The sequence below is a fragment of the Nesterenkonia populi genome, from assembly GCF_007994735.1.
Classification (GTDB): Bacteria; Actinomycetota; Actinomycetes; order Actinomycetales; family Micrococcaceae; genus Nesterenkonia; species Nesterenkonia populi.
The window spans coordinates 1,297,459-1,319,058 of the sequence record NZ_VOIL01000001.1 but is presented as its reverse complement, the minus strand read 5'-3'; the positions used below and the strand labels follow the sequence as shown (position 1 = coordinate 1,319,058).

18 protein-coding genes are annotated in these 21,600 nt (G+C 67.2%); 4 read left to right on the top strand and 14 right to left on the bottom strand.

Translation table 11 applies throughout. From position 1 onward, the window contains the following. Position 1: 1 nt before the first annotated feature. The 8 genes from fliE to FWJ47_RS06085 form a co-directional block, all read right to left on the bottom strand. The gene (fliE, locus tag FWJ47_RS06120) at positions 2-337 is read right to left on the bottom strand and encodes a flagellar hook-basal body complex protein FliE (RefSeq protein ID WP_147105553.1); all 336 of its coding nucleotides are present in this window, start codon (positions 335-337) and stop codon (positions 2-4) included. Then, complete coding sequence (locus FWJ47_RS06115) at positions 334-729, bottom strand: flagellar basal body rod protein FlgC (RefSeq protein WP_147105550.1); 396 nt, start codon at positions 727-729, stop codon at positions 334-336. Before FWJ47_RS06115 ends, fliE begins: the two co-directional genes overlap by 4 nt. Positions 730-731: 2 nt before the next feature. Further along, entirely contained in the window at positions 732-1,073 is a 342-nt protein-coding gene (gene flgB / locus FWJ47_RS06110; protein ID WP_147105547.1) for a flagellar basal body rod protein FlgB, read from the bottom strand. A 200-nt stretch (positions 1,074-1,273) separates the two neighbouring features. Then, complete coding sequence (locus tag FWJ47_RS06105; RefSeq protein ID WP_147105544.1) at positions 1,274-1,597, bottom strand: hypothetical protein; 324 nt, start codon at positions 1,595-1,597, stop codon at positions 1,274-1,276. Then, a complete protein-coding gene (gene fliS / locus FWJ47_RS06100) occupies positions 1,587-2,102 on the bottom strand; it encodes a flagellar export chaperone FliS (RefSeq protein WP_147105541.1) in 516 nt (171 codons plus the stop codon). Before fliS ends, FWJ47_RS06105 begins: the two co-directional genes overlap by 11 nt. A 42-nt stretch (positions 2,103-2,144) precedes the next feature. Continuing rightward, positions 2,145-3,455, bottom strand: a complete 1,311-nt coding sequence (fliD, locus tag FWJ47_RS06095) for a flagellar filament capping protein FliD (RefSeq protein WP_147105538.1) — start codon at positions 3,453-3,455, stop codon at positions 2,145-2,147. 84 nt (positions 3,456-3,539) lie between these two features. Continuing rightward, positions 3,540-4,391 carry a flagellin N-terminal helical domain-containing protein gene (locus tag FWJ47_RS06090; RefSeq protein ID WP_147105535.1) on the bottom strand — a complete coding sequence of 284 codons (852 nt, stop codon included), beginning with the start codon at positions 4,389-4,391 and terminating at the stop codon, positions 3,540-3,542. Positions 4,392-4,522: 131 nt separating this feature from the next. Next, complete coding sequence (locus tag FWJ47_RS06085) at positions 4,523-5,323, bottom strand: sigma-70 family RNA polymerase sigma factor (protein ID WP_170228502.1); 801 nt, start codon at positions 5,321-5,323, stop codon at positions 4,523-4,525. 283 nt (positions 5,324-5,606) lie between these two features. On the opposite strand from FWJ47_RS06085, the gene FWJ47_RS06080 reads away from it, so the two are divergent. The 4 genes from FWJ47_RS06080 to FWJ47_RS06065 are packed head-to-tail and all read left to right on the top strand — an operon-like array spanning position 5,607 to position 8,785. Continuing rightward, positions 5,607-6,089, top strand: a complete 483-nt coding sequence (locus tag FWJ47_RS06080; RefSeq protein WP_147105529.1) for a flagellar protein FlgN — start codon at positions 5,607-5,609, stop codon at positions 6,087-6,089. A 3-nt stretch (positions 6,090-6,092) separates the two neighbouring features. Continuing rightward, the gene (gene flgK / locus FWJ47_RS06075) at positions 6,093-7,508 is read left to right on the top strand and encodes a flagellar hook-associated protein FlgK (RefSeq protein WP_147105525.1); all 1,416 of its coding nucleotides are present in this window, start codon (positions 6,093-6,095) and stop codon (positions 7,506-7,508) included. Between the two features lie 9 nt (positions 7,509-7,517). Beyond that, a complete protein-coding gene (gene flgL, locus FWJ47_RS06070) occupies positions 7,518-8,405 on the top strand; it encodes a flagellar hook-associated protein FlgL (protein ID WP_147105521.1) in 888 nt (295 codons plus the stop codon). Continuing rightward, on the top strand, positions 8,405-8,785 hold the full coding sequence (locus FWJ47_RS06065; protein WP_147105519.1) for a flagellar assembly protein FliW: 381 nt from the start codon (positions 8,405-8,407) through the stop codon (positions 8,783-8,785). The genes flgL and FWJ47_RS06065 overlap by 1 nt, the downstream gene beginning before the upstream one ends. Positions 8,786-8,828: 43 nt before the next feature. On the opposite strand, the gene FWJ47_RS06060 is transcribed toward FWJ47_RS06065, so the two are convergent. The 6 genes from FWJ47_RS06060 to dnaE form a co-directional block, all read right to left on the bottom strand. Then, on the bottom strand, positions 8,829-9,047 hold the full coding sequence (locus FWJ47_RS06060; RefSeq protein ID WP_147105516.1) for a hypothetical protein: 219 nt from the start codon (positions 9,045-9,047) through the stop codon (positions 8,829-8,831). Positions 9,048-9,247: 200 nt separating this feature from the next. Further along, complete coding sequence (locus FWJ47_RS12255; RefSeq protein ID WP_246126181.1) at positions 9,248-10,876, bottom strand: hypothetical protein; 1,629 nt, start codon at positions 10,874-10,876, stop codon at positions 9,248-9,250. Between the two features lie 292 nt (positions 10,877-11,168). Then, a complete protein-coding gene (locus tag FWJ47_RS06040; protein WP_147105507.1) occupies positions 11,169-14,165 on the bottom strand; it encodes a helix-turn-helix transcriptional regulator in 2,997 nt (998 codons plus the stop codon). Positions 14,166-14,233: 68 nt separating this feature from the next. Next, a complete protein-coding gene (locus FWJ47_RS06035) occupies positions 14,234-17,194 on the bottom strand; it encodes a helix-turn-helix transcriptional regulator (RefSeq protein ID WP_246126322.1) in 2,961 nt (986 codons plus the stop codon). 283 nt (positions 17,195-17,477) lie between these two features. Beyond that, a complete protein-coding gene (gene nrdR, locus FWJ47_RS06030; RefSeq protein WP_147105501.1) occupies positions 17,478-17,978 on the bottom strand; it encodes a transcriptional regulator NrdR in 501 nt (166 codons plus the stop codon). Positions 17,979-18,080: 102 nt separating this feature from the next. Then, positions 18,081-21,566: a DNA polymerase III subunit alpha gene (dnaE, locus tag FWJ47_RS06025; RefSeq protein ID WP_147109028.1), complete on the bottom strand. Its 3,486-nt coding sequence runs from the start codon at positions 21,564-21,566 to the stop codon at positions 18,081-18,083. Positions 21,567-21,600 lie beyond the last annotated feature (34 nt).

Here is a 21,600-nt window from a genome sequence, read left to right as displayed (position 1 = left end):
TCTACGCCTGCATCCGCATGATCTCGTTGAAGGCCTCCACCCCGCGGTTGCGGAAGGCGGAGATGGTCTCGAAGGCCAGTGAGGCCCGCTGCTGGGCCAAGGTGGCCTGGTGGAGGTCGTCCAGGTTGCCGCTCACACCGTCCACGGACAGCTGCCGGGCGCTGGACTCCATGCCTGAGATGTCGTCCACCGCTCCGCCGAGCATGGAGGCGAAGGATGAGCCTGCGCCTTCGGCGGCGCTGGCCCCGGCCAGAGCCCCGGCGGATTCGAGCTGGGGCTGCTGCTGAACGTATCCGGTGGCCGTGGTCGGCGCTGCCGAGAAGATCGCTTCGGTCACTGCTGGGCTCCGATCTGGATGGCGGCCTGGTAGATGTCGATGGCTCGGTCCACCACCGCGGTGTTCATCTGGTATCCGCGCTGGGCCATGATGAGGCTGCCCATCTGGTCGGAGAGCGTAATGTCCGGGTACCGCACGTACCCCTCCTCATCGGCCAGGGGATGGTCGGGCTCATGGACCACCCGGCCCTCCGGGTCGCCCCATTCGTTTCCGGCTGCGGAGACGCCCTGGTTGTCAGCATTGGCGACGGCAGTCACGTACCGGGCCTGGAAGGCGTCGTCATCGGTGGAGGTGACCGTGTTGACGTTGGCGAGGTTGTCGGAGACCGCGTCCAGCCACTTGCGGTGGGTGCTCAGAGAGGTTCCCGCGATTCCGATGGCGTCCATAGGCATGGTCAGGCGCTCCTGAGGGCGGTGCGGACGTTGCTGAAGTGACCGGTCAGCGACTGGGCGGCGAACTGGTAGCGCAGCACGGTGTCGGCGTTGGAGAGCGTCTCAGTGTCCGTGTTGACGTTGTTGCCGTTCAGGCGGGTGGGCTCCAAGGAGCGGGAGGCGGCGGCCTCGACCGCGCCGTCGCCCTGGCGCACCGAGTCAGCCAGCGCGTCCTCGAACTGGACGCGGCGGGCGTGGAAGTTCGGGGTGTTGACGTTGGCGAGGTTGTCAGCGATGGCGCTCTGCCGGGCCGCCAAGCCGTCGAGCGCGCTGGTGAGCGCTCGGGTTGTCACGGAATCGAACATTGCTCCCCCAGGGATGCGTCGTAGGGCCGCACCTGCCTCGGTGCGGCTTGTCCACCTTTGGACGGCCAATCCCTGGCCGATTCGCTGGGAGCAATCCGTGCTCACCCCGCACTGTCGGCGGGGGCTGTTCCTCGGTTAGAGGAATTCATCACCTTTTTTCAGGTGACGCTCAGGAACGTAATCACGTTCGTACGGCGGGCTCAGCCGCTGACGTCGAGGTACCGGGCCTGATCGGGCATCGTGTGCGGCGCTGGGGCTTTCCGCAGGGTGCTGATCTGCCGGCCCACTTCTTCCTGGGCAGCACGCGCGTCCTGGGAGGCCTGCTGCAGGGTGAGCGCCGCCTGCCGGGCACGTTCGGCGAACTCTGGCGGGAGCGCAAGAGTCGGCTGCTCGGGCGGCTCGGGGAGATCGGCCTCCGGCTCCTCCCCCACGTAGGCGGAGTTCAGGGCGTGCTGGGCCCAGGTCTCCACGCGCTGCAGGTACTGCTCCCACTGGGCGCGGGAGGCGCGGCGCTCAGGCGACACCGAGGAGCCCTCCCTGCCCCCGGGCCGCCTGGGCTGCGGCCAGGGCGCCTGAGCCGGCGGGCTGGGCGGGGGCCGTCGGGGCGCTGGGCTGAGGTGCGGGCGTGCTGCCCTCCTCCTGCGCAGCCGCCTCGTGCCAGGTCTGCCGCAGCGGCTCGAGCAGGTCGCGTGCCTGACGCGTCTTGGCGGCGTCGCGCTCCACGTTCGCTCTGATGAGCAGGTCGGTGCAGAAGATGTAGAGGCTCTGCAGCTGGGCGGCCCCGGACCATTGGTCGGTCCTCAGCGTGGAGAGCAGCTCGCCGAGGATCTGCTGGGCGTGGATGAGCTGCTCGAGGGCCTCGGCCCAGTTCTGCTGGTGCTGGGCGGCCTCGGCCCGGTCCAGGTCCAGGATGAGGCGATCGTAGAGCATGGTGAGCAGCTTGCCGGGACTGGCGGAGAGCACAGCTTCGCGCTGCATCTTGGCGCGCATCTGGGAGGCGCTGCCGGGGAAGGCTCCGAACTGGTTCATCGTCTTCTCCTCGAAGGGGCTGTGGGGTCAGGTCGGGCGGGGTCAGCTGGCCTGGTTGGCTTGGGGCAGCCCGGCCAGCTGGGACTGCATGTACTCCATCTGGGAGTTCATCTGCTGGATCGCGACTTCGAGGGAGGCGTAGGTGCGATCCAGGGCGGCGCGCCGGTTCGCCAGCCGGGTGTCCCAGGTGGCGATCTGGTCCTCGGTGCGGCGGATGCTCGCCTCCTGACCGGTGATCCGGGAGGTGATCTGTCCGTCATACCTGTCGGAGAGGGAGACGGCGGTGTCGGCGATGCGCCCGGCGAAGGCGGCGAACATCTCCTCGGTGCCCTCACGGTCGTTCGCCAGGGCCTGGGTGAAGCGGGCTTCGTCGAAGGTGATCTCCCCATTGCGGCTGATCTCGATGCCGATGCTGGAGAGCGACTGGCCGTTGATCGGCTGGATGGCCGCGTCCACCAGACGCTGCCTCGCGGCCCGAGAGGTGGAGTCGCCGGTGAGCGGGGAGGCGGTGACCTCGTCGCCTTCGGTGCTGACGTCCGACTGTCCGGAGATGAACCCGAGGACGGAGCTGAGGCCGTCCATGAGTTCCTGGGCGGTGGAGGCCGAGGCTTCGGCGTCCTGCTCGATGCTGAGGGTGACGGGGGCTGCGGACGGCTGGGAGACGGTGACGTCGACGCCGGGCAGCAGGTCGGAGAACGTGTTGGTGGGGCTGGTGATCCGCTGCTCGGCGGCGGTCCCGGCCCAGAGGGTGACGGCGGCGTCGGCGCCCTCTGCGGTCACCGTGGAGCCGATGCTTGTGCCGGTGAGGGTGAAGGCGCCGTCCGCGCCGGTCTCGGCGGCTGCGAGCTGCAGCCGGTGGGTGCCGTCGCCCGCGGCCACCCGGGTGGCGTTGATGCCTGCGTCCGAGCGGTTGATCGCCTGGACGATGTCGTTCAGGGAGGCGGAGGCGGCCTCGATGGTGTGGGCCTCGCCGTCGGCTCCGGTGATGGTGAAGCTGGTGGTGTCCCACTCGGCGACGGCGTCGGTGACCATGGTGTGCCGGGCCGCGACGGCGTCCACGGTGAAGTCCAGGGCACCTGGGGCGGCATTCGAACTGGCGGTCGCGACCACGGAGTCTGTGCTGGTGGAGGCGGTGAAGTGCTGGAGGGCGTCGGACCTGGAGGCGTCGCGGGCGGTGCCGCCCAGGTCTGCCACCTGGCTGTTGAGGCTCCGGAGGGTGTCCAGGAACTGGTTCTGGCCTGCTGCCCGCTGCTGGAGCTGCTGCTGCGGGATGGCCTCCACCGCCATGAGCTGGTCGACGATCGCACTGGTGTCCATGCCGGTGGCGATGCCGGGCATTGCCATGGAAGTCATGAGGGGCTCCTTGATAGGCGGGGCCGCCCCGGGCCGCTTCACGGGCCCGGAGCAGCCCCATCGCTATGTATCAGCGTGAGCGGATCAGCCGAGGAGCTGCAGCACACCCTGGGTGGACTGGTTGGCCTGAGCCAGCATGGCGGTGCCGGCCTGGGACAGGATGTTGGACCGGGTGAACTCGGTCATCTCAGCGGCCATGTCCACGTCCCGGATGCGGGACTCAGCAGCAGCCAGGTTCTCGCGGGAGACGTTGAGGCTGTTGATCGCTGACTCCATACGGTTCTGCGTGGCACCCAGCTCGGAGCGAGCGGTAGAGACCTGACCGATAGCATCGTCGAGATCGTCGATCAGCTCCCGCGCATTTGCATTGTCGGTGACATCGATCACACTTTCGCCTTCATCAAGGAACACGCCAGTCACCGCATCTAGGGAGATCTCTGTCAGGTCGATGCTGATGGTGTCGTTCTCAGTGTTCCCCGCGCCGACCTGGAAGGTCAGATCACTATCTTCTCCCTCGGCGTTCAGCAGCGCGATGCCGTTGAAGTTAGTGCCTTCAGCAATACGCTCGAGCTCCGCGCCGATCTGGTTCAGCTCGGTGGCGATCGCCGCGCGAGAATCCTCGTTGTTGGAGTCGTTGCCGGCCTGGACGGCGAGATCGCGAGCACGCTGCAGCAGGTCGTGCACCTCAGTCAGGGCACCTTCAGCGGTCTGGATGAGGGAGACGCCATCCTGGGCGTTGCGGGCCGCGACCTCCATGCCGTTGACCTGGCTGCGCAGACCCTCGGAGATGGAGAGACCTGCGGCGTCGTCGGCGGCACGGTTGATGCGCAGACCGGAGGACAGCTTCTCCAGGGAGCTGGAGAGGGAGTTCTGGGTGTTGGACAGGTTGCGGTGTGCGTTCAGAGCCGCAACGTTGGTGTTGATCTGCAGAGACATATCTCATTCCTCCATGAAGAGTTCTTCTGATGCTGAAACGGGTCCGTCCATGGACCTCAACCAGAGCTATCGGCACCCCACCCAGGGACCGTTAGCAGCGGGGAACAATCTTCTAAAGAACTGAGCGGCACTCAGGCTGTGGCGGTCAGGCGGCGTGCTGAGAGCAGGCCGCCCCGGACCCGCTCACCGAACGTCTCGGAGAACTGCTCACGCCGTCTGGCCCCGGCCCCGGCCCCCGAAGCAGACTCCGCAGCGCCCATCGCGTAGTGATCGGAGAGAGCCGTGCGGAGCATGCGCATCGCCTCGGAACGCTGCTGGGAGACGGCAGAATGAGTGATGCCCAGCTGCGCGGCGATCTCCTTGACCGTGCTGCCCTCGAAGAAGAGCTCGGTGACGATGAACCGCATCCGCTCAGGGAGCGCGTCCACCGCCTCGCGCGTCATGTGCGCCTGCTCGGAGGCCATCAGCTCCTGCTCCGGAGTGGAGCTCTCGGCCACCAGGTAGTCGGACATCTCATCCTCGAGGGTGACCTCCCGGTGGTCTGCGTCCTGGAGGGCGGAGGCCGCAGTCTTCTCCTCCACCCCCATCGCCTCAGCGATCTCCGCGGTGGTGGGTCTGCGGCCCAGCGCCTTCGTCAGCGCCTCCTCCGCGGTTTTGGTCTGCCGGATCCGCTGACGCTGGCCCCGGCCCGCCCAGTCCGCGGAGCGCATGTCGTCGGCGAACGCGCCGATGATCCGACGGCGTGCATAGGCGCCGAACGGGACACCCGTGCTGGCGTCATAGGCGTCCGCCGCCTGGATGAGCGCGATGGACCCCACCGAGGTGAGGTCCTCACGAGAAAGGTGCGTCACCTTCGCGCACAGGTCAGAGACGAGGTATCCGACCAGAGGAAGGTTGTCTGCCACCAGCTGGTTTCGTGCTTCTGTGTTCAAGGTGCAATCCCCATTGCCTTGTACACAACAGAACGGCTGCCTACGCCGCCCCATTGATTCAGTTGTGGCGGCCCCTAGCATCCATTCCTGGAAGCCACCCTAAAATGCCCTTAAGTCATCCTGACCGTCCCATGATTCAACCATGCAATTGCTAACGGCACGTTAACTGATACTTACATTGCGCCAGCAGGGCCCCAATCTGCCGCCGTGTCGCCCTTACGGGCTGGGAATCCATGCCGATAGTAAGCACTGAGAACCCCATTGATCTTGACAAGGAGCTTCCATGTCGCTGAACTCGCTGACCGCGCGGCTCTGGCGCGAGCGGGAGCTCCTGGATCTGCTGGAGTTCAAGATGGAGGAGCAGCAGCTGCTCCTGGTGGCCGGCAAGACCCAGTGGCTGGACCGGGCCACCCGAGAGATCGACACCGTCGTGGAGAAGGTCAGCACTGCCTCATTGGCCCGCGCAGTTGAGTCCGCGGAGGTGGCCGCCTCCCTCGGCCTCGACAGCGACGCCCCCCTGGGCCGGATCACCGCGGCCACCGCAGACCTCGCGTGGCGGGAAGTCCTGGAGAACCACCTGACTGCCCTGCGCGCCACCGCAGAGCGAATCTCCGCGCTGAAGGAGACCAACACCGCCATTCTGCGCGGCGCCCAGCGCGCCACCCAGGAGACCCTCGCCTCCCTGGACTCCGCCACCTACACCTATGACCCGCAGCGCCGCGGCGGCGCAGAGGCCTCCCCCCGACTTCTGGACACGGAGCTGTAATCCATGAGCACCTTCAGCGGACTCAACACTGCATGGACAGGCCTGACCGCTGCCCAGCGCGGCCTGGAGACCGCCGGCCAGAACATCGCCAACGTGAACACCGAGGGCTACACCCGCCAGCGCGTGGAGACCGCCGCTGCCGGGGCTCCCGCCCAGGTGGGCCGCCTCAGCCTCAGCGGCGGCCAGGCCGGCAGCGGCGTCACCGTCACCGACATCGCGCGGCTCAACGACGCCCAGCTCGACGCTCGGGTGCGCAGCACCGCCGCAGCAGCCGGGCAGAGCTCCGCTGCCGCGCAGGGCCTCTCCCAGATCGAGGACATCCTCCGGGAACCGGGCCAGGGCGGGCTCTCCGAGCTGCTCAGCGAGTACTGGCAGTCCTGGGAGGAGGTTGCCGCGGAGCCCGGCGGGCAGCCTCCCGCTGCGGTTCTCATCGCCAACGGCCAGGCGGCGGCAGACCGGCTGAACAGGATGCATGGGGAGCTGACCTCCCAATACTCCTCCCAGTACAGCGTGCTCACCTCGCATGTGGATGAGGTCAACTCTGCCGCGGCCTCCGTGGCGGAGCTGAACAGGCAGATCAGCACCCAGCAGGCTGCCGGCGGCTCGGCGAACGAGCTCATGGATCAGCGGGATCAGCTCACCACGAGGATCGCTGAGCTCACCGGGGCCGAGGTGCGCACCAGCCCGAACGGCACCGCAGATGTGCTCATCGGCGGCACCGCCCTGGTGGAGGGCTCGTCCTCCCGCAGCCTGGAGGTCTCCGGGACCGGGCGGCTCTCCGACGCCGAGACTCCCGGCATCACGTGGGCGCACCGGAGTGCCGGGGCTGACGCAGTGTCCATCACCGGCGGGGAGATCGCCGGCGGTCTGACCCTGCTCGGCTCCGCCGAGGACGGCGGACGCATCGCCTCGGCCGCAGCGGCGATGGATGCCATCGCCGTGGATCTTGCGGGGCGGGTGAACTCTGCCCAGGCCGCGGGCGTCACCGTCAGCGGCGAGCCGGGGGCAGCTTTCTTCACCTTGGACGATGACAATCCGGCGGCCTCGCTGAACGTCGCGGTCACCGACGCCGCTCAGCTGGCCACCGGCACAGCGGGCCAGGGTCCGCTCGACGGCTCCAATGCCGCCCGGATCGTGGAGTTCGGCGAAGCTCCCGGCGGCCCCGACGAGATGTGGAGGACCTTTGCCGCCCAGGTGGGCGCGGATGTGCGGCAGGCATCCTCCGCCTCAGTGAATGCGTCCACCGCGCATGTCAGTGCCACGGAGGCGCAGCGCTCTCACTCCGGGGTCTCCCTGGACGAGGAGAACATGGCTCTGCTGACGCATCAGCACGCATACCAGGGAGCGGCACGTGTCATGACGGCCGTGGACCAGATGCTGGACACCCTGATCAACCGGACCGGCGTGGTCGGGCGGTAAGGAGCAACAATGGCTATTCAGCGCGTGAGCTCGATCTCGATGATCGCCGCCGCGGACCGCAACATCCAGGCTGCGCAGCAGCGCCTGGCCGCTGCGACCAATAGGGCCTCGAGCCTCAAGGAGGTGGAGAAGCCTTCGGACGACCCCGCCGCCGCGGCCCAGGCGATGGAGCTGCGGGCCCAGCAGCGGGCGAATACCCAGTACAGCCGGAACGCGAACAATGCGAACTCGTGGCTGTCCACCGCTGACTCGGCGCTCTCCCGCGGTGTGAACACGATCCATCAGATCCGGGATGTGATCCTCTCGGCCGCGAACCAAGGAACCATGTCCGCAGATTCGCGGGAGGCGCATGCCCTGCAGCTTGAGGCGCTGCGCGAGGATCTGCTGGACACGGCCAATACACAATTCATGGGCCGCAGCGTCTTCGCTGGGACTTCGGATGCGGCTTCCGCCTTCACCGCTGACGGCACTCATCAGGGGGTCGAGGGCGCGGAGGTGAGCCGGAAGGTGGGGCCGAACACCACGGTGCGGGTGGATGTTGACGGTGCGGCCGCTTTCGGCTCCGGCGAGGACAGTATCTTCGCGATGCTGGAGCGCGCCGCGGCTGACATTCGTTCCGGCGAGCCTCTGCAGGAGACGCTCGGTGAGCTGGACGGCTGGTTCTCACGGGTGCAGTCGGTTCAGGCAAGTGTGGGGGCCCAGCACGCCACGTCCCTGCGTCAGGAGGAGGTCCTGGCGGATGACAAAGTGCGTCTGGAGACCCGCAGGAGTGAGCTGGAGGACGCCGACCTCGCCTCAGCGGCCCTGGACCTGCAGGCCCAGGAGGTTGCTTACCAGGCAGCGCTGATGGCTTCAGCCCGGGTGATGCAGACGTCCCTGATGGACTACCTGCGGTGATGGCGCAGCTGACGTTCCCGGACTCCCTGCCGGGACTTGCTCCGTTGACCCAGTTCACCCTCAATGAGGTCGAGGACGCTGTCGGCCTCTACTCGTTGGACGCAGTCGAGATGCCGGAGCTGAAGCTTTTCCTGCTTGACCCGGCGGTTCACATGCCTGACTACTCTCCCCGGGTCCGGGATCACCTGGCTGAGGTGGGGGCAGACTCCGATCATGAGGTGCGTGTGCTGGTCGTGGTGAACACCTCGCAGGGCGAGCCCTGCGCGAACCTGCTCGCTCCCGTGCTCCTCAATGCGGCCAGCCTGAAGGGCGCACAGGTGATCCTTGAGGGGCAGGACTACCCGGTGCGGCGTCCGCTGGCCGCGCCGGCCGCGGCCTGAGTCCTCACCTGCCGGCTCTCAGCGTCTCCCTCCCCAGAAGGGCTCAGCCGCCGAGGCCGGCCTCGATGCGTTCCCTGCGCTCACGGATGCGCCGCCGAGTCTCCTCGGTGTTGCGCTCAGCCTGGGGCGCGGGCTGACGCTGAGCGAGCGGAATGCAGTGCCCGAGCGTGGCGCCGTCCCGGTGGATGACGATCGGCTCCGTGCCGGCGAGATAATGGTCCATCCTCTGACGAAACTCTTCGAGCTCAACGCTCTTCACCATGGCAGGCTCTCCTTGGGGCCGAAGTGGACGGCGTGTGAGGACTGCCCTTCCCGGTGCAGTCCTCACACGCCGTGTCCTGATAGTTCCAGCTGTTCGGTATCTGATTCTTCACAGAGGCGGAGGCCGCCGGCAGATGCGCATCGGGCCCTTCCCCGGATCCTGACCGCTCAGCCGACGACCTCCTGTTCCCGTTCCCTCTGTTATGAGACCTCAGTGCGGCGGCGTGGGGATTTCGCCGCCCACCAGGTCCCTGCACCGGAGAGAAGCAGGGCAAGTGCACCCAGTGCTATTCCTCCGGTGCTCACTCCGGTCTGCGCCAGCTCATCCTCTTCGTCATCCGAGTGAGGCGGCTCGGATGGGGACTCGCTGGGCTGACCAGAAGTGGTCTCTTCGCCCCCGGCCGGTGACGGCTCGGGGGAATCCTCGTCAACGGGCGTGGGCTCGCCGGCAGCCGCAGGGGAGTCAGCCGCGTCCTCACGCTCCTCTTCCTCGAGCTCATCCTCAGGCTCGATGGGCTCCGGCTCCTCAGGAGGTTCCGAGCTCTCCGACTCCCTGGGCTCAGTGGGCTCCGGCTCCTCGGCAGGCTCCGGGCTCTCCGACTCCCCGGGCTCAGTGGGCTCGGGCTCCTCGGGCTCGGGAGCCCAAGGATTGTTGGCATCCCGAATCTGAACCTCCACGGAGTCCTGGTCGGAGGCGCAGGTCTCGCCATCCTCATCGCACCAGGTCAGCTCAGCGCTGTTGGTGAGATACCGGCCAGCCAGCTCAGGGTTGATGGTCACGTCCAGCTCCACCTCATCCAACTCGTCCTCCGAGCCGAAGGTTCCTGCCAGCTCGCAGGCAAGCAGGCCGCCGAATCCGTCCTCGTCCTGGCCAGTGACCTCGCAGACCTGCCACACGTCCTCCTCGCCGACGGTGACCTCGTCGACCCGGACCTGATGATGAATCTCATCCGTGAGCCGCACCTGGGAGGCAGCCCCGCCATCAAGGTGCGCCACCTGCAGGCCATAGGTGAAGGAGTCCCCGCGCCGAACCTCCTCCGCCGAAGCAGCTTTGCTGAGGGCCAGCGCTGCCGGCTCCACCGGCTCAGGGCTCTCTGTCTCCTCCGGCTCCTCCGGTTTCTCAGGCTTCTCAGGCTTCTCCGGCTCCTCCGGTTTCTCCGGCTTCTCAGGCTTCTCAGGCTTCTCCGGCTCCTCCGGTTTCTCAGGCTTCTCCGGCTTCTCCGGCTTCTCCGGCTTCTCCGGCTTCCCAGGATTTTCAGGCTTCTCGGGCTTTTCTGGCCTCTCAGGCTTCTCGGGCTTGTCCACGGGGACATTCTTGACGTGACAGATCACGTCGGCACCCTTCTTGACCTTGAAGCTGAAGGCGCCGTCCCCGTTCGGCCGGATCATGTCAGCCTTGCGGTTCTTCCTGTCGGTGCAGTGACCGTCGCGGAACTGCCATCCCGCCTGGGCCTCTTCGGTGATGGTCACCGTGCTGTAGCCCTTACGTCCGACTTCAATCTCGAAGTGTGCGCTGCCGTCCTCCCCGGTGGTCTCAGTCTTCTTCTCCAAGCCCTTGCCCTCGAGGCGGAAGGTCCAGCCCTCGGCGCGATTGGCATCCCAGTGCTGGCGAGGAAGAATCTTGTTCTTCACCACCTCGATGCTGGCCTCGGTGCTGATTCCCTTGCTCGGAAAGCTCGGCCACTTAGGCCCGTGCGCCATTGCCGGCGCGGCTGCTCCCGCGCTCACTGCGGTGATGGTCACCGCAGCTGCTGAGCTCAGCACTGCGCGACGCAGCCCGTTCCTGCGCCGCGCAGCCCCGTCCAGCTGACCCCCCTGCTTTACAACCATTCCAAGTTCCCCCAAATCAGAGTGCTTATGACGTTCCGGCGTGTGAAGTCCCGTTCATCCGCCAGGAACAACGCTAGACCCCGGACCGGCGCTCTGGAGCCGAAAATGGCAGTCTCAGGTGCTGATCACGGGGGGATGCACGTGCTTTACGGGGAGCATCCGAGGCGCCTCCACGGGGAATCCCCCGTGGACCACGGGGGACGGATCGTCCATCATCAGGGGTGACCCAGGGTTGGAGCGTCCATGGGGCGCCCCTGATGATGAACGCGGCGCGAAACGGCGGGCTGACGCCTCAGGTGGTCAGGCCGCGCGGCTGGAGCATGCGGCGCAGCTCGTGCCGGGAGCGCAGGTTCAGCTTCCCCAGGACGTTTGTCACGTGGAACTCCACGGTGCGCACCGACAGCACCAGGTTCCGCGCGATATCCTTATTCGTGAGCCCCTGACCCACCAGCAGCGCAACCTCACGCTCCCGGGCCGTGAGCGCAGACATCATCCGGACCGCCTCATCCGGCACTGAAGTGGGCAGATCATAGATCACCCTCTGCATGGGGCCGGTGAGCTGGGTGTCCGCCGCCGGCACGATCGGCATCGGCGCGGTGGGCACGTCGGCGCCGCTGTAGACGTGGATCGCCGGCCGATCGGCCTCGGCAGCCGCAGCATCCTCCGCAGCGCAGTCGGACAGGCGCGAGAGCAGCAGCTGAGCCTGGCTGATGAGCCCTGGTGCCGAGCAGCCCTGCCAGACTTGGACGGCCCAGGTGAGCAGCTCTGCCGCCCTGTCCCGCCGGTCCTCCAGGTGCGCGCGGTTCTCGACGACGGCGTGGCCCACATCCATGGCCAGCAGGGCCCGGAAGATGCGGAAGCCTCCGCCGTCTCCCTCCGGCATCGCCCGGCGAAGGGGCGGCTCGGCGCTGATCTCATCCACCGCGGCGAGCAGCGAGGTCAGGCCCTCCTCAGCGCGTCCCTCCGCCAGATTCTTCAGCCCCTGGAGGTACAGGGAGGCGAACCCCCGGATCCGGCCCATCGCTCCATAGTTCGCCTTGAGGTCCTTCAGCAGGATGCCGACCGCGCTGGCCTGGCCCGAGTAGTAGTACTCCCGGCCCAGCAGCACCCCGGAGGCGATGCCGCCCCTCCACCAGCGACCAGCGCCGTGCATCTTCAGCAGGCACCCCACAGCGCGCTCGTGGTCTCCCCCAGCGATGGCTTCCCACGCCAAGGAGTAGAACCGGGCCGCCTGAGCCATCGGCCCGGCGCTGTCGCCCATCGCCGCCACCACGTTCAGGGTGCGGTCCCAGCCGGCGAGCGCCGAGCGGCAGGCAGGCACCAGCGCGGCGACAGCGTAGGCGATGCTCGCAGCAGGATCCTCGGCGTCCAGGAGAACGGCGCTGGCGGCCTCAAGCGCGAGCCCGGAGGCCTCCTCCCACAGCCCGGCGTCGAACAGCACGTAGACCAGCTGAATTCTGGCGTAGGTGACCGCGCCGCCCTCGAGGTGCTGCCGATGCCGGCTGACCCATTCCAGGTCCTCCAGCGCTTCAGCGCGCCCGCCCATCTGGCGCAGTCCCGCGCCGCGGACGGTGCGCAGCTCCGCCTGAGCATATTCGGTGCCGGGCTGCAGCTCCAGGTCCATCAGCATCCGACCCACCGTGGAATAGGAGGCGCCCACGCTTGAGCTCTCGGCTGCGGCCAGGGCGGCCCACATCTTCAGGACAGCCCGAAAGTTGGTCGCATCCATACGTAGTCGGGCGTCCGAGCATGCATGCTCCGTCCCTTCGGACACGCGCCGGTCCGCAGCGTCCAGCTGCGTCAGGGTGCGTTGGAAGAGCCCATGGAGCGTGCTGAAGTCGCCGCGGGCGGCCTGGGCTCGGGCCAGCATGCAGACAGCCCCCGCGTAAAGCAGAAGCGTGTGCGGGGACGCGCGAGAGAAGTCTGTGACGCGGTTGAGCTCGAACTGAGCCTCGTCGAACTGTCCCCGGTCAAGGTGCAGCCGTGCCCGCAGCGCCGAGCGCAGCACACCGGGCGGCAGGCCGTGGACGGCGGGCTCCGCAGCCCGCAGGCTCCTGCTGCGCTTGGCCCGCAGGGCCGCCCGGGCGAAGCTCTCCAGGCTTTCGGGGGTCTGGGCGATGTCGCAGGTCGCCGCCGCCAGCTCCAGCGCCCCGCGGCGCTCCCCGGAGGCCGCGCTGTCCGCGGTGGCCTCCAGCATCTGCGGGACGAGACCCTCGGTGTCCTCGCCCTCCAGCTGGGCGGCACGAGCTTGGTGCATGATCTTGGCGGGGAAGCCCTCGACCTCCATGAGAGCGGCGTGGTGGGCAGCCAGCCGCTGCGGCGGCACCAGTTCGCGCATCGCACGACGCACGACCCCATACTGGATCTCGAAGCGGCCCCTGCTGTAGGTCACCAGCGACGAGCCCTGAAGCCGCTCTGTCTCCGGCGGGGCCCCGAGAGCCGAACGCATCTCTGAGATGCTCAGGCCCCGATCCGCCACCGCAAGCAGCTCCAGCAGAATCCGAGTCTGCCGGTCCATACGGATGAGATGGTGGGCGACGTCATCCTGCAGCTCCGCCGCGGGTCCGCCATCATGGCCGAAGGTCTCGAAGGCATCATCGATATGCCGGCTGCTGCCCGGCTCTGAGGCCATCAGCCATCCCGCCACATGGTCCACGAAAGCCGGGAAGCCGTCTGTGACCTGCCGAACCCGCTCAGCGACCGAGTGGCTGATCGGCAGGCCGCTGGCCGTCACGAGCCGCCGGCGGATCTCCGCCGCGCTGAAGGGGCCCAGCACGATGTGGAGGGCGGTGGACTGCGCCGCGGCCAGCCGCGAGAACCTCGCCATCGTCTCCCGGCTCTCAGGCTGAGCTGTGCCGATGACCAGGAGCTGAGTCTTCTTCGCCTCCCGGGCCACCTGGTAGAGAACGTCCCGGGTGCCGTCATCGGCCCAGTGCAGGTTCTCCACCACCGTGACGGAGGGCCCAGGCAGGCTGTCAGCCTGGTCCGCCAGCATCTTCACCAGGCCCCGCACATCCCGGGGCGCATCCGCGCGGGCCTCGCGGCGCAGGAACTGCACGACGGCGTCGAGCTCGCGGTCGGCGTCGGCGGGGTCGAAGTGCACCTCATCGCAGAACCAGTCGGGTGCGGCTGTCCGCAGCGCCTCGTGCACCAGCGCCGACTTGCCGATGCCCGGCGGGCCCTCGATGAGCAGGAACCGCGGGGTCTTCGTCTGGGCGCACTCGCGCGCCAGGTCGACGATGGCCGCCAGCTCGGCCTCGCGTCCGGTGAACGTGCGCAGAGAACTCACAGTCCGCTCCCCCTCAAGAATGCGTGGTGCTCACCATAGCCGTCCGTCACGTCGTCGGAGGCATCCCCTCAGCCTGTCTGCCCCGCCGAGACTGCCCGCAGCAGCTGGCGCAGCTCCTTCCGGGAGCCCAGGCTCAGCTTCTGGAGAATATTTCCGACGTGGTACTCCACCGTCCGGACTGAGATCACCAGCTCCTCGGCAACCTCCCGGTTGGTGTTGCCCTCTGCCACGGCGAAGGCGATCTCCTGCTCCCGAAAGGAAAGCTGGTCCATCACCTCCGTCAGCGGCGGGGCATCGCCGCGGATCTCGGGCGCAGGGGCTCCGAAGGGGGTGTCAGGCTTGGGCTTAGGCACCCGCTCCACCCGCTCCTCCACCGGGGAGGAAGTCTCCTCAAAAACTTTGGGCCGCACCTCGTTCATCAGGGCAGCAGCACGCGCGAAGAGCACCTCGCTGCCGCAGGATTGGAAGACGCTGGCCGCCCACACCACCATCTCCAGCACTACGGCCCGGTGACGGCGCAGCAGCTGCGGATGCTCCGCGAACAGGCACGCCATGTCCACCCCCAGCAGGGCGCGGAAGAGCCGGAACCCTCCGCCCTCGCCTGCAGCTTGGGAAGGGCGCAGCGGCGGCTGCCGGTCGAAGAAGCGCAGGGCCCGGATGAAGCAGTCCATAGCCTGCTCCGGCTCCTCCTGCGCCCAGGACTCGAAGCCGCGCAGATAGTCGATGACGCTCAGGTGAGAGCCGACCAGGCTCGGCACATCCTGGGCGGCCGAGCGCACGATCCCTGGCAGCATCTCTGACCAGTTCGAATAGTGCAGCTCCCGGGCCAGCAGCAGCAGAGGCTCAAGCCCCACCAGCCACCATCCGCTGGAGGCGTTGCGGGCGGCCAGCAGATGCTGCGCAGCCGCACCGTGATCCTCCTCAGCGACTGCGGCCCACGCTCTGACCGCATAGAGGGCGCTCTTCACCAGCGGCCCGGTCAGCGGGGCCTCCTCAAGCTGCTCGACCACCGGCTGAATCTTGCGGAACTCACCGCGGGCAGCCGGCACCAGGCAGGAGACTGCGTAGGCGAAGAGGGACGCGCCGTTCTCGTCCTCCAGCAGAGCCTCGCCGGCCGCCGCCTCAGCAACCTCCTGGGCGGCGTGCCACTTGCCGGCATTGAACAGGAGGATGGCTGTCTGCGAGCGCGCGTGGAGCGAGTAGGGGTCCGTCAGGCCGAGGCTGGTCAGGGGTGCCAGCTCCCCCAGAGCCTCATGGTGCTCCGAGCGCTGAGCCAGGCGGATGCCGCGCATACTGCGCAGCTGCGCCCTCTGCTGCTCGGTCCCCGGGTACTTCTCCAAATTTTCGATCAGCCCGGAAAAGTCCTGAAGGCCGCCCCCGGCCCCCTTGAGGTTCAGCCCCTCAGCAGCGCGCCACACCGTCAGCAGCGCATGGAGGCTGGTCGTATAGCCGAGGGTCCAGGCAGGCTGGATCTCCTCACCGGAGGAGAGCTGCTTGGCCCGCTGGCTGCGCAGACGCTCCCGGTGCTCCTCGATCGCCTCAATGGTGCGGTCCAGCATTCCGGAGACGTGGGCCTCCCCGCCGAGCCGGAGCAGGTCGGCACACACATCGGAGAGCGTCTGGGCATACAGGAGAAGCCCGTGCTCGTCCTCCCCCAGATCAGTCCGCTTCTCCAGCTCCTGGGCCGCCGCCTGGGGGTTGGCCTGGTGGACACGAATGATCGCCAGCAGCGCGGAGCGCGCCGCGCAGACAGGCAGATTCCGGACTGCTTCCTCGAACTCCGCCAGGTCCCTGCTCCGGCCGGCGGGGACTGCCATCAGCCCCAGCTTGGCCAGCGTGCTCCGGTCCGGGCGAAGCCGGGCCGCCAGCCGCACCAGATCGAATCCTTCCCCGATATCACCGGCACGGGCTGCCTCGTAGCCGGCGGCCATCAGCTTCTCGTGCAGCACCTCGACGTCTGCCGAGTCAGGGTCGAGCTGGGCGGCCGCGATCCGATGACCCAGTTCGTCGCGCTCCTCCAGCTCATCAGCGAGGGCCAGGTGGATGTCCCGCCGATGCTCGTAGCTGAGGCGGCTGAGCAGTCCGCGGCCCGCGGCCCGGTGCTCCAAGGCGTACCCGAAGGCCGCGTCGTCCCACCGCACCAGCCCTGTGCCGATGAGCTCGCCCGGACTGATCTCCTCACCGAGCACGCATTCCAGCTGGCGCTTGGTCACCGGCTTCTCCGCGACGGCGAGAGCCTCGAGCACCTTGCGCGTCTGTGCGCCGACCCCTTCGAGGCTGACCTCCAGCTGCGCCTGCACATGGATCAGGTCGTCCTTCGCCAGGGCGTAGCGAACCGCCTGGTCGATGCCGCGGCGTCCCACCGGGGTGCTCTGCAGCCAGGCCCCCACCGCCTGGACCAGGCGCGGGTAGCCGTCAGTGGCACAGTGAACCCTCTCTGCCACGTCCCTGCTGACGAAGAAGCCCGTGCAGGCCGTCAGGTACTCCTCGACGTCGTCGCGGGTCAGCGGGGGCAGCTGCAAGTAGGTGCCCTGCGGGCTGATCTGCGCCAGCTGGCTGATCCGCCGGATCTCAGGCCTGGGGCCGGGCGCCACGGACATGACGACCATGACAGGGGCCCGGAGCATCATGCTCAGGGACTGCCAGAGAGTCTCCGCAGAGAGCTCATCAGCGTGCTGCAGCTCACCGATCGTGATGACCATCGGCTGGTCGAGGTTTTTGGACCAGCGGAGAAACGCAGCCGCGATCTCGTCTGCGCTGTCCGTGCGGGCGGTCTCGTCCTTGATGCTCATCAGGCCCTTGTACAGGGCGCCCGGAATCTCACGATGATGGGGGCTGAGCACCATGCCGGCCTCCCCCCACCCCTGAAAGCTGTCCAGGGCCCGGGCGATGAGGCCGGTCTTGCCGACGCCGGAAAGACCCTCCACGACGACGAACTGGGCCTGGCCCCGCTGCGCACGTTCGGCCGCGGCCCGGATCCTGAGCATCTCATCGCGGCGGCCTACAAAAGGATAGTCACCAATGACCATCACTTATTCCGTCCTTGTCTGTGCGGTGTTTACCCTCAGATCATCCTGTTCAGAAGGTGGCCGCCGTCCCGTGAGATCAATCTGCGGCCGAAGATACCCTAGCCTCAGGGAGGAATCTCTGAGGGAAAATGACGGAATGTCCGCCGAATATGACATTCAGGGACGCAAAGGGCCTGCTGCCCGGCGATCTCACCCCTGGGATCGTCTTCGGACGGCATAGAAAAACCGGCGGCCGGGTCCAACCTTCCCCTGAAGAACCCAGCCGCCGGCTGTGACCATAAGTCTACCTGAAACCGAAGCGGGGCTGGACCACCGTTGCTGCCTGCCCCGCCGGCTCCTGCTCCTCGCGGCGCAGCTCATCGATCGCCTTCTCGAAGTCGTCGAGGTTCTCGAAGCCCCGGTAGACGCTCGCAAACCGCATGTAGGCGACCACGTCGAGCGTGCGGAGGGGCCCGAGGATGGCCAGGCCGACGTCGTTGGCGTCCACCTCGGCGTTGCCGGAGGCCCGGATGACCTCCTCCACCTCCTGAGCCAGGACGGCGAGGTCATCCGCCGAGACGGGCCGGCCCTGGCATGCTTTGCGGACGCCGTTGATGACCTTTGAGCGGTCGAACGGCTCAGCCGCCCCGGACCTCTTCACCACGGTCAGGCTGGTGGTCTCCACGGTGGTGAACCGTTTGGAGCACACGGGGCACTGGCGGCGGCGGCGAATGCCGGAGCCGTCCTCCAGTGTCCGCGAGTCCACCACGCGCGATGAATCGTGGCGGCAGAACGGGCAGTACATGTCCAGGGCCTCCTCTCCCTTATGCAGGAGAGCCTACGCGCCACATATTGTGTCGGCCACCGCAAGGTTCAACTACATCTTGTGCCCCAGCAGGAGCTCGACTCAGACCTCAAGGCAGGCAGGCCCCAGAAGGACCTTCAGGTCGCCGTAGAGCGCGGGCGAGGGGTTGACCTTGTAGTCCTCCCCCAGCCGCATGATCTCGATCCGGTCCCCGGTGAGCAGCCGAATGTGCACATCCGAGGTGCCCCGGTGGGCCTTCAGCACATCGCCCAGCTCTGTGACGGTCTTCTCAGTAGCCTTCTGCACCGGCAGGGCGAGGATCACCGGGCCGCTGCCGCCCTCCTCAGTGATCTCCGGGACGGTGACATCCTGCGCCTTGATCACCACTGCCCCGTCCTCGCGACGGTCCACCTGCCCCCTGACCGCGACGATGAGGTCCTCGGCCAGCACCATGGAGACCGCCTGGTAGGTCTTGCCGAAGAACATCACCTCAATGGAGGCGCCCATGTCCTCGATCTCCGCACGGGCATACGGGTTGCCCGACTTCGCGACCTTCCGCTGCAGACCCGTGATCATCCCGCAGATGGTCACCCCGGCGCCGTCGGGCGGGCCGTCCTCACTCACCACCGACGCCACCGTGCGGTCCGCATACTGAGAGAGGGTGCGCTGCAGGCCCTGCAGCGGGTGATCGGAGACGTACAGCCCGAGCATCTCCCGCTCGAACCCCAGCTTGTCCTTCTTGTCCCACTCGGGAAGATCTGGCACCGGCACGGCGTCGAACCCGCTCAGACCGTCCTCCTCAGAGGCCATGGCGCCGAAGATGTCTGTCTCGTACTGCTGGGAGTCCTTCTTCTGCTTCACCGCCTGGTCGATGGCCTGCTCGTGCACCGTGACCAGCGCCCGGCGGGTATGGCCGAGCTCGTCGAAGGCGCCGGCCTTGATCATCGACTCCACGGTGCGCTTATTGCAGACCTGCATCGGCACCTTCTTGAAGAAGTCGCCCAGGCTCTCGAAGGCGCCCTCCTCCTGGCGTGCGCTGACCATGCCGGTCACCACGTTGGAGCCGACGTTGCGCACAGCTCCCATGCCGAAACGGATGGTCTCGTCCCCCACCGGGGTGAAGGTCAGCGCAGACTCGTTGATGCTCGGCGGAGTCACCGTGATGCCCATGCGGCGGCACTCAGCCAGATAGATCGCCAGCTTGTCACGGTTCTCACCCACGCTGGTCAGCAGGGCCGCCATGTACTCGGCCGGATAGTTGGCCTTCATGTACGCGGTCCAATATGCGATCAGGCCGTAGGCGGCCGAGTGAGCCTTGTTGAACGCATAGTCGGAGAAGGGCAGCAGAATGTCCCACAGCGTCTGGGCGGCCTTCTCCGAATACCCGTTGGCCGCCATGCCCTCGAAGAAGCCGACCCGCTGCTTGTCCAGCTCCGCCTTCTTCTTCTTGCCCATCGCACGGCGCAGAATGTCTGCCTGGCCCAGGCTGTACCCGGCCACCCGTTGAGCAATCGCCATCACCTGCTCCTGATAGATGATCAGGCCATAGGTGGTGTCCAGGATCTCCGAGAGCGGCTCCTCCAGCTCCGGGTGGATCGGGGTGACCTCCTGCACGCCGTTCTTACGCTTGGCGTAGTTGGTGTGCGAGTCCGCGCCCATCGGGCCCGGACGGTAGAGGGCGATGGTCGCGGAGATGTCCTCGAAGTTGTCGGGCTTCATCGCCTTCAGCAGCGCCTGCAGGCCAGAGCCGTCCAGCTGGAAGACGCCGAGGGTCTTGCCGCTGGCCAGCAGCTCATAGGAGGCAGGGTCGTCCACGCCCAGGGTCTCCAGGTCGAGATCGATGCCCCGGTTGTTCTTCACGTTCTCCAGGGCGTCGGAGAGGATCGTGAGGTTGCGCAGCCCCAGGAAGTCCATCTTGATCAGGCCGAGGGTCTCGCAGGTGGGGTAGTCGAACTGGGTGATGATCGCACCGTCCTGCTCGCGCTTCATCAGCGGGATGATGTCGATCAGCGGGTCCGAGGACATGATCACGCCAGCGGCGTGCACACCCCACTGACGCTTCAGCCCCTCCAGGCCCGAGGCGAGGTCGAAGATCTCCCGGTAGCGGGGGTCACCGCTGATGGTGTCCCGCATCTCCTGGGCCTCCTTGTACCGGGGAGACTTCTCATCCTCAATGTCCCCCAGCGGCACCGGCTTGCCCTGAGCATCCGGAGGCATCGCCTTTGTGAGCGTCTCACCGGTCTGGAAGGGCTCGCCCATCACACGGGCGGCGTCCTTCAGCGCCTGCTTCGACTTGATGGTGCCGTAGGTGACGATCATCGCCACCCGCTCATCCCCGTACTTGCGGATCACATAGTCGATGACCTCGGAACGACGCCGGTCATCGAAGTCGACGTCGAAGTCGGGCATGGAGACACGCTCAGGGTTGAGGAAGCGCTCAAAGATCAGCCCGTGCTGCAGCGGGTCCAGGTCAGTGATCCGCATGGCGTAGGCAACCATGGAGCCCGCGCCGGAGCCGCGGCCGGGCCCCACCCGGATGCCGTTCTCCTTGGCCCATCTGATGAAGTCCGCCACCACCAGAAAGTAGCCGGGGAAGCCCATCTGGGTGATGACGCCGATCTCATACTCGGCCTGCTTGCGCACCTCGTCCGGGACGCCGGCAGGGTACCGGTAGGCCAGACCGCGCTCCACCTCCCGGACGAACCAGGACTCCTCCGACTCCCCCTCCGGCACGGGGAAGCGCGGCATGTACTCGCCGTTGGACTCATGGAACTCCACCTGGCACCGCTCAGCGATCGCCAGGGTGTTGTCGCACGCCTCCGGGAAGTCCTTGAAGAGCTCCCGCATCTGGGCCGGGGACTTCAGGTAGAACTCGTCCGAGTCGAACTTGAAGCGCTTGGGGTCATCCAGGGTGTTGTTCGACTGCACGCACAGCAGCGCCCCGTGCGCCTTGGAGTCCTGCGCGTGGGTGTAGTGGAGGTCATTCGTGGCGACCAGCGGAAGGTTCATCTCCTTGGCCAGCTGGATGAGCTCCTTCTGCACCCGGCGCTCGATCTCGATGCCGTGATCCATGATCTCGCAGAAGAAGTTCTCCTTCCCCAAGATGTCCTGGAACTCTCCGGCAGCCTTCTTCGCCTGCTCGTACTGGCCCTGGCGCAGCCACGTCTGGATCTCCCCAGAGGCGCAGCCGGTGGTGGCGATCAGCCCCTTGCCGTAGGTCTGCAGGATCTCCCGGTCCATGCGCGGCTTGTAGAAGTACCCCTCGATGGAGGCCAGCGAGCTCGCGCGGAAGAGGTTGTGCATCCCGGCGGTGCTCTCCGCCCACATGGTCATGTGCGTGTAGGCGCCCGCGCCGGAGACATCGTCCACGCCGTCGCCGAACCGGACCCTGGAGCGGTCGGTGCGGTGCGTGCCCGGGGTCAGGTACGCCTCCAGCCCGATGATCGGCTTCACGTCATGCTGCTGGGCGGTCTTCCAGAACTCGTAGGCTCCGAAGATGAACCCGTGGTCGGTGGTCGCCACCGCGTTCATCCCCAGGCTCTTGGTCTGCTCGAACAGCTCGCCGATCTTGGCGGCGCCGTCGAGCATCGAGTACTCGGTGTGGTTGTGCAGGTGGACGAAG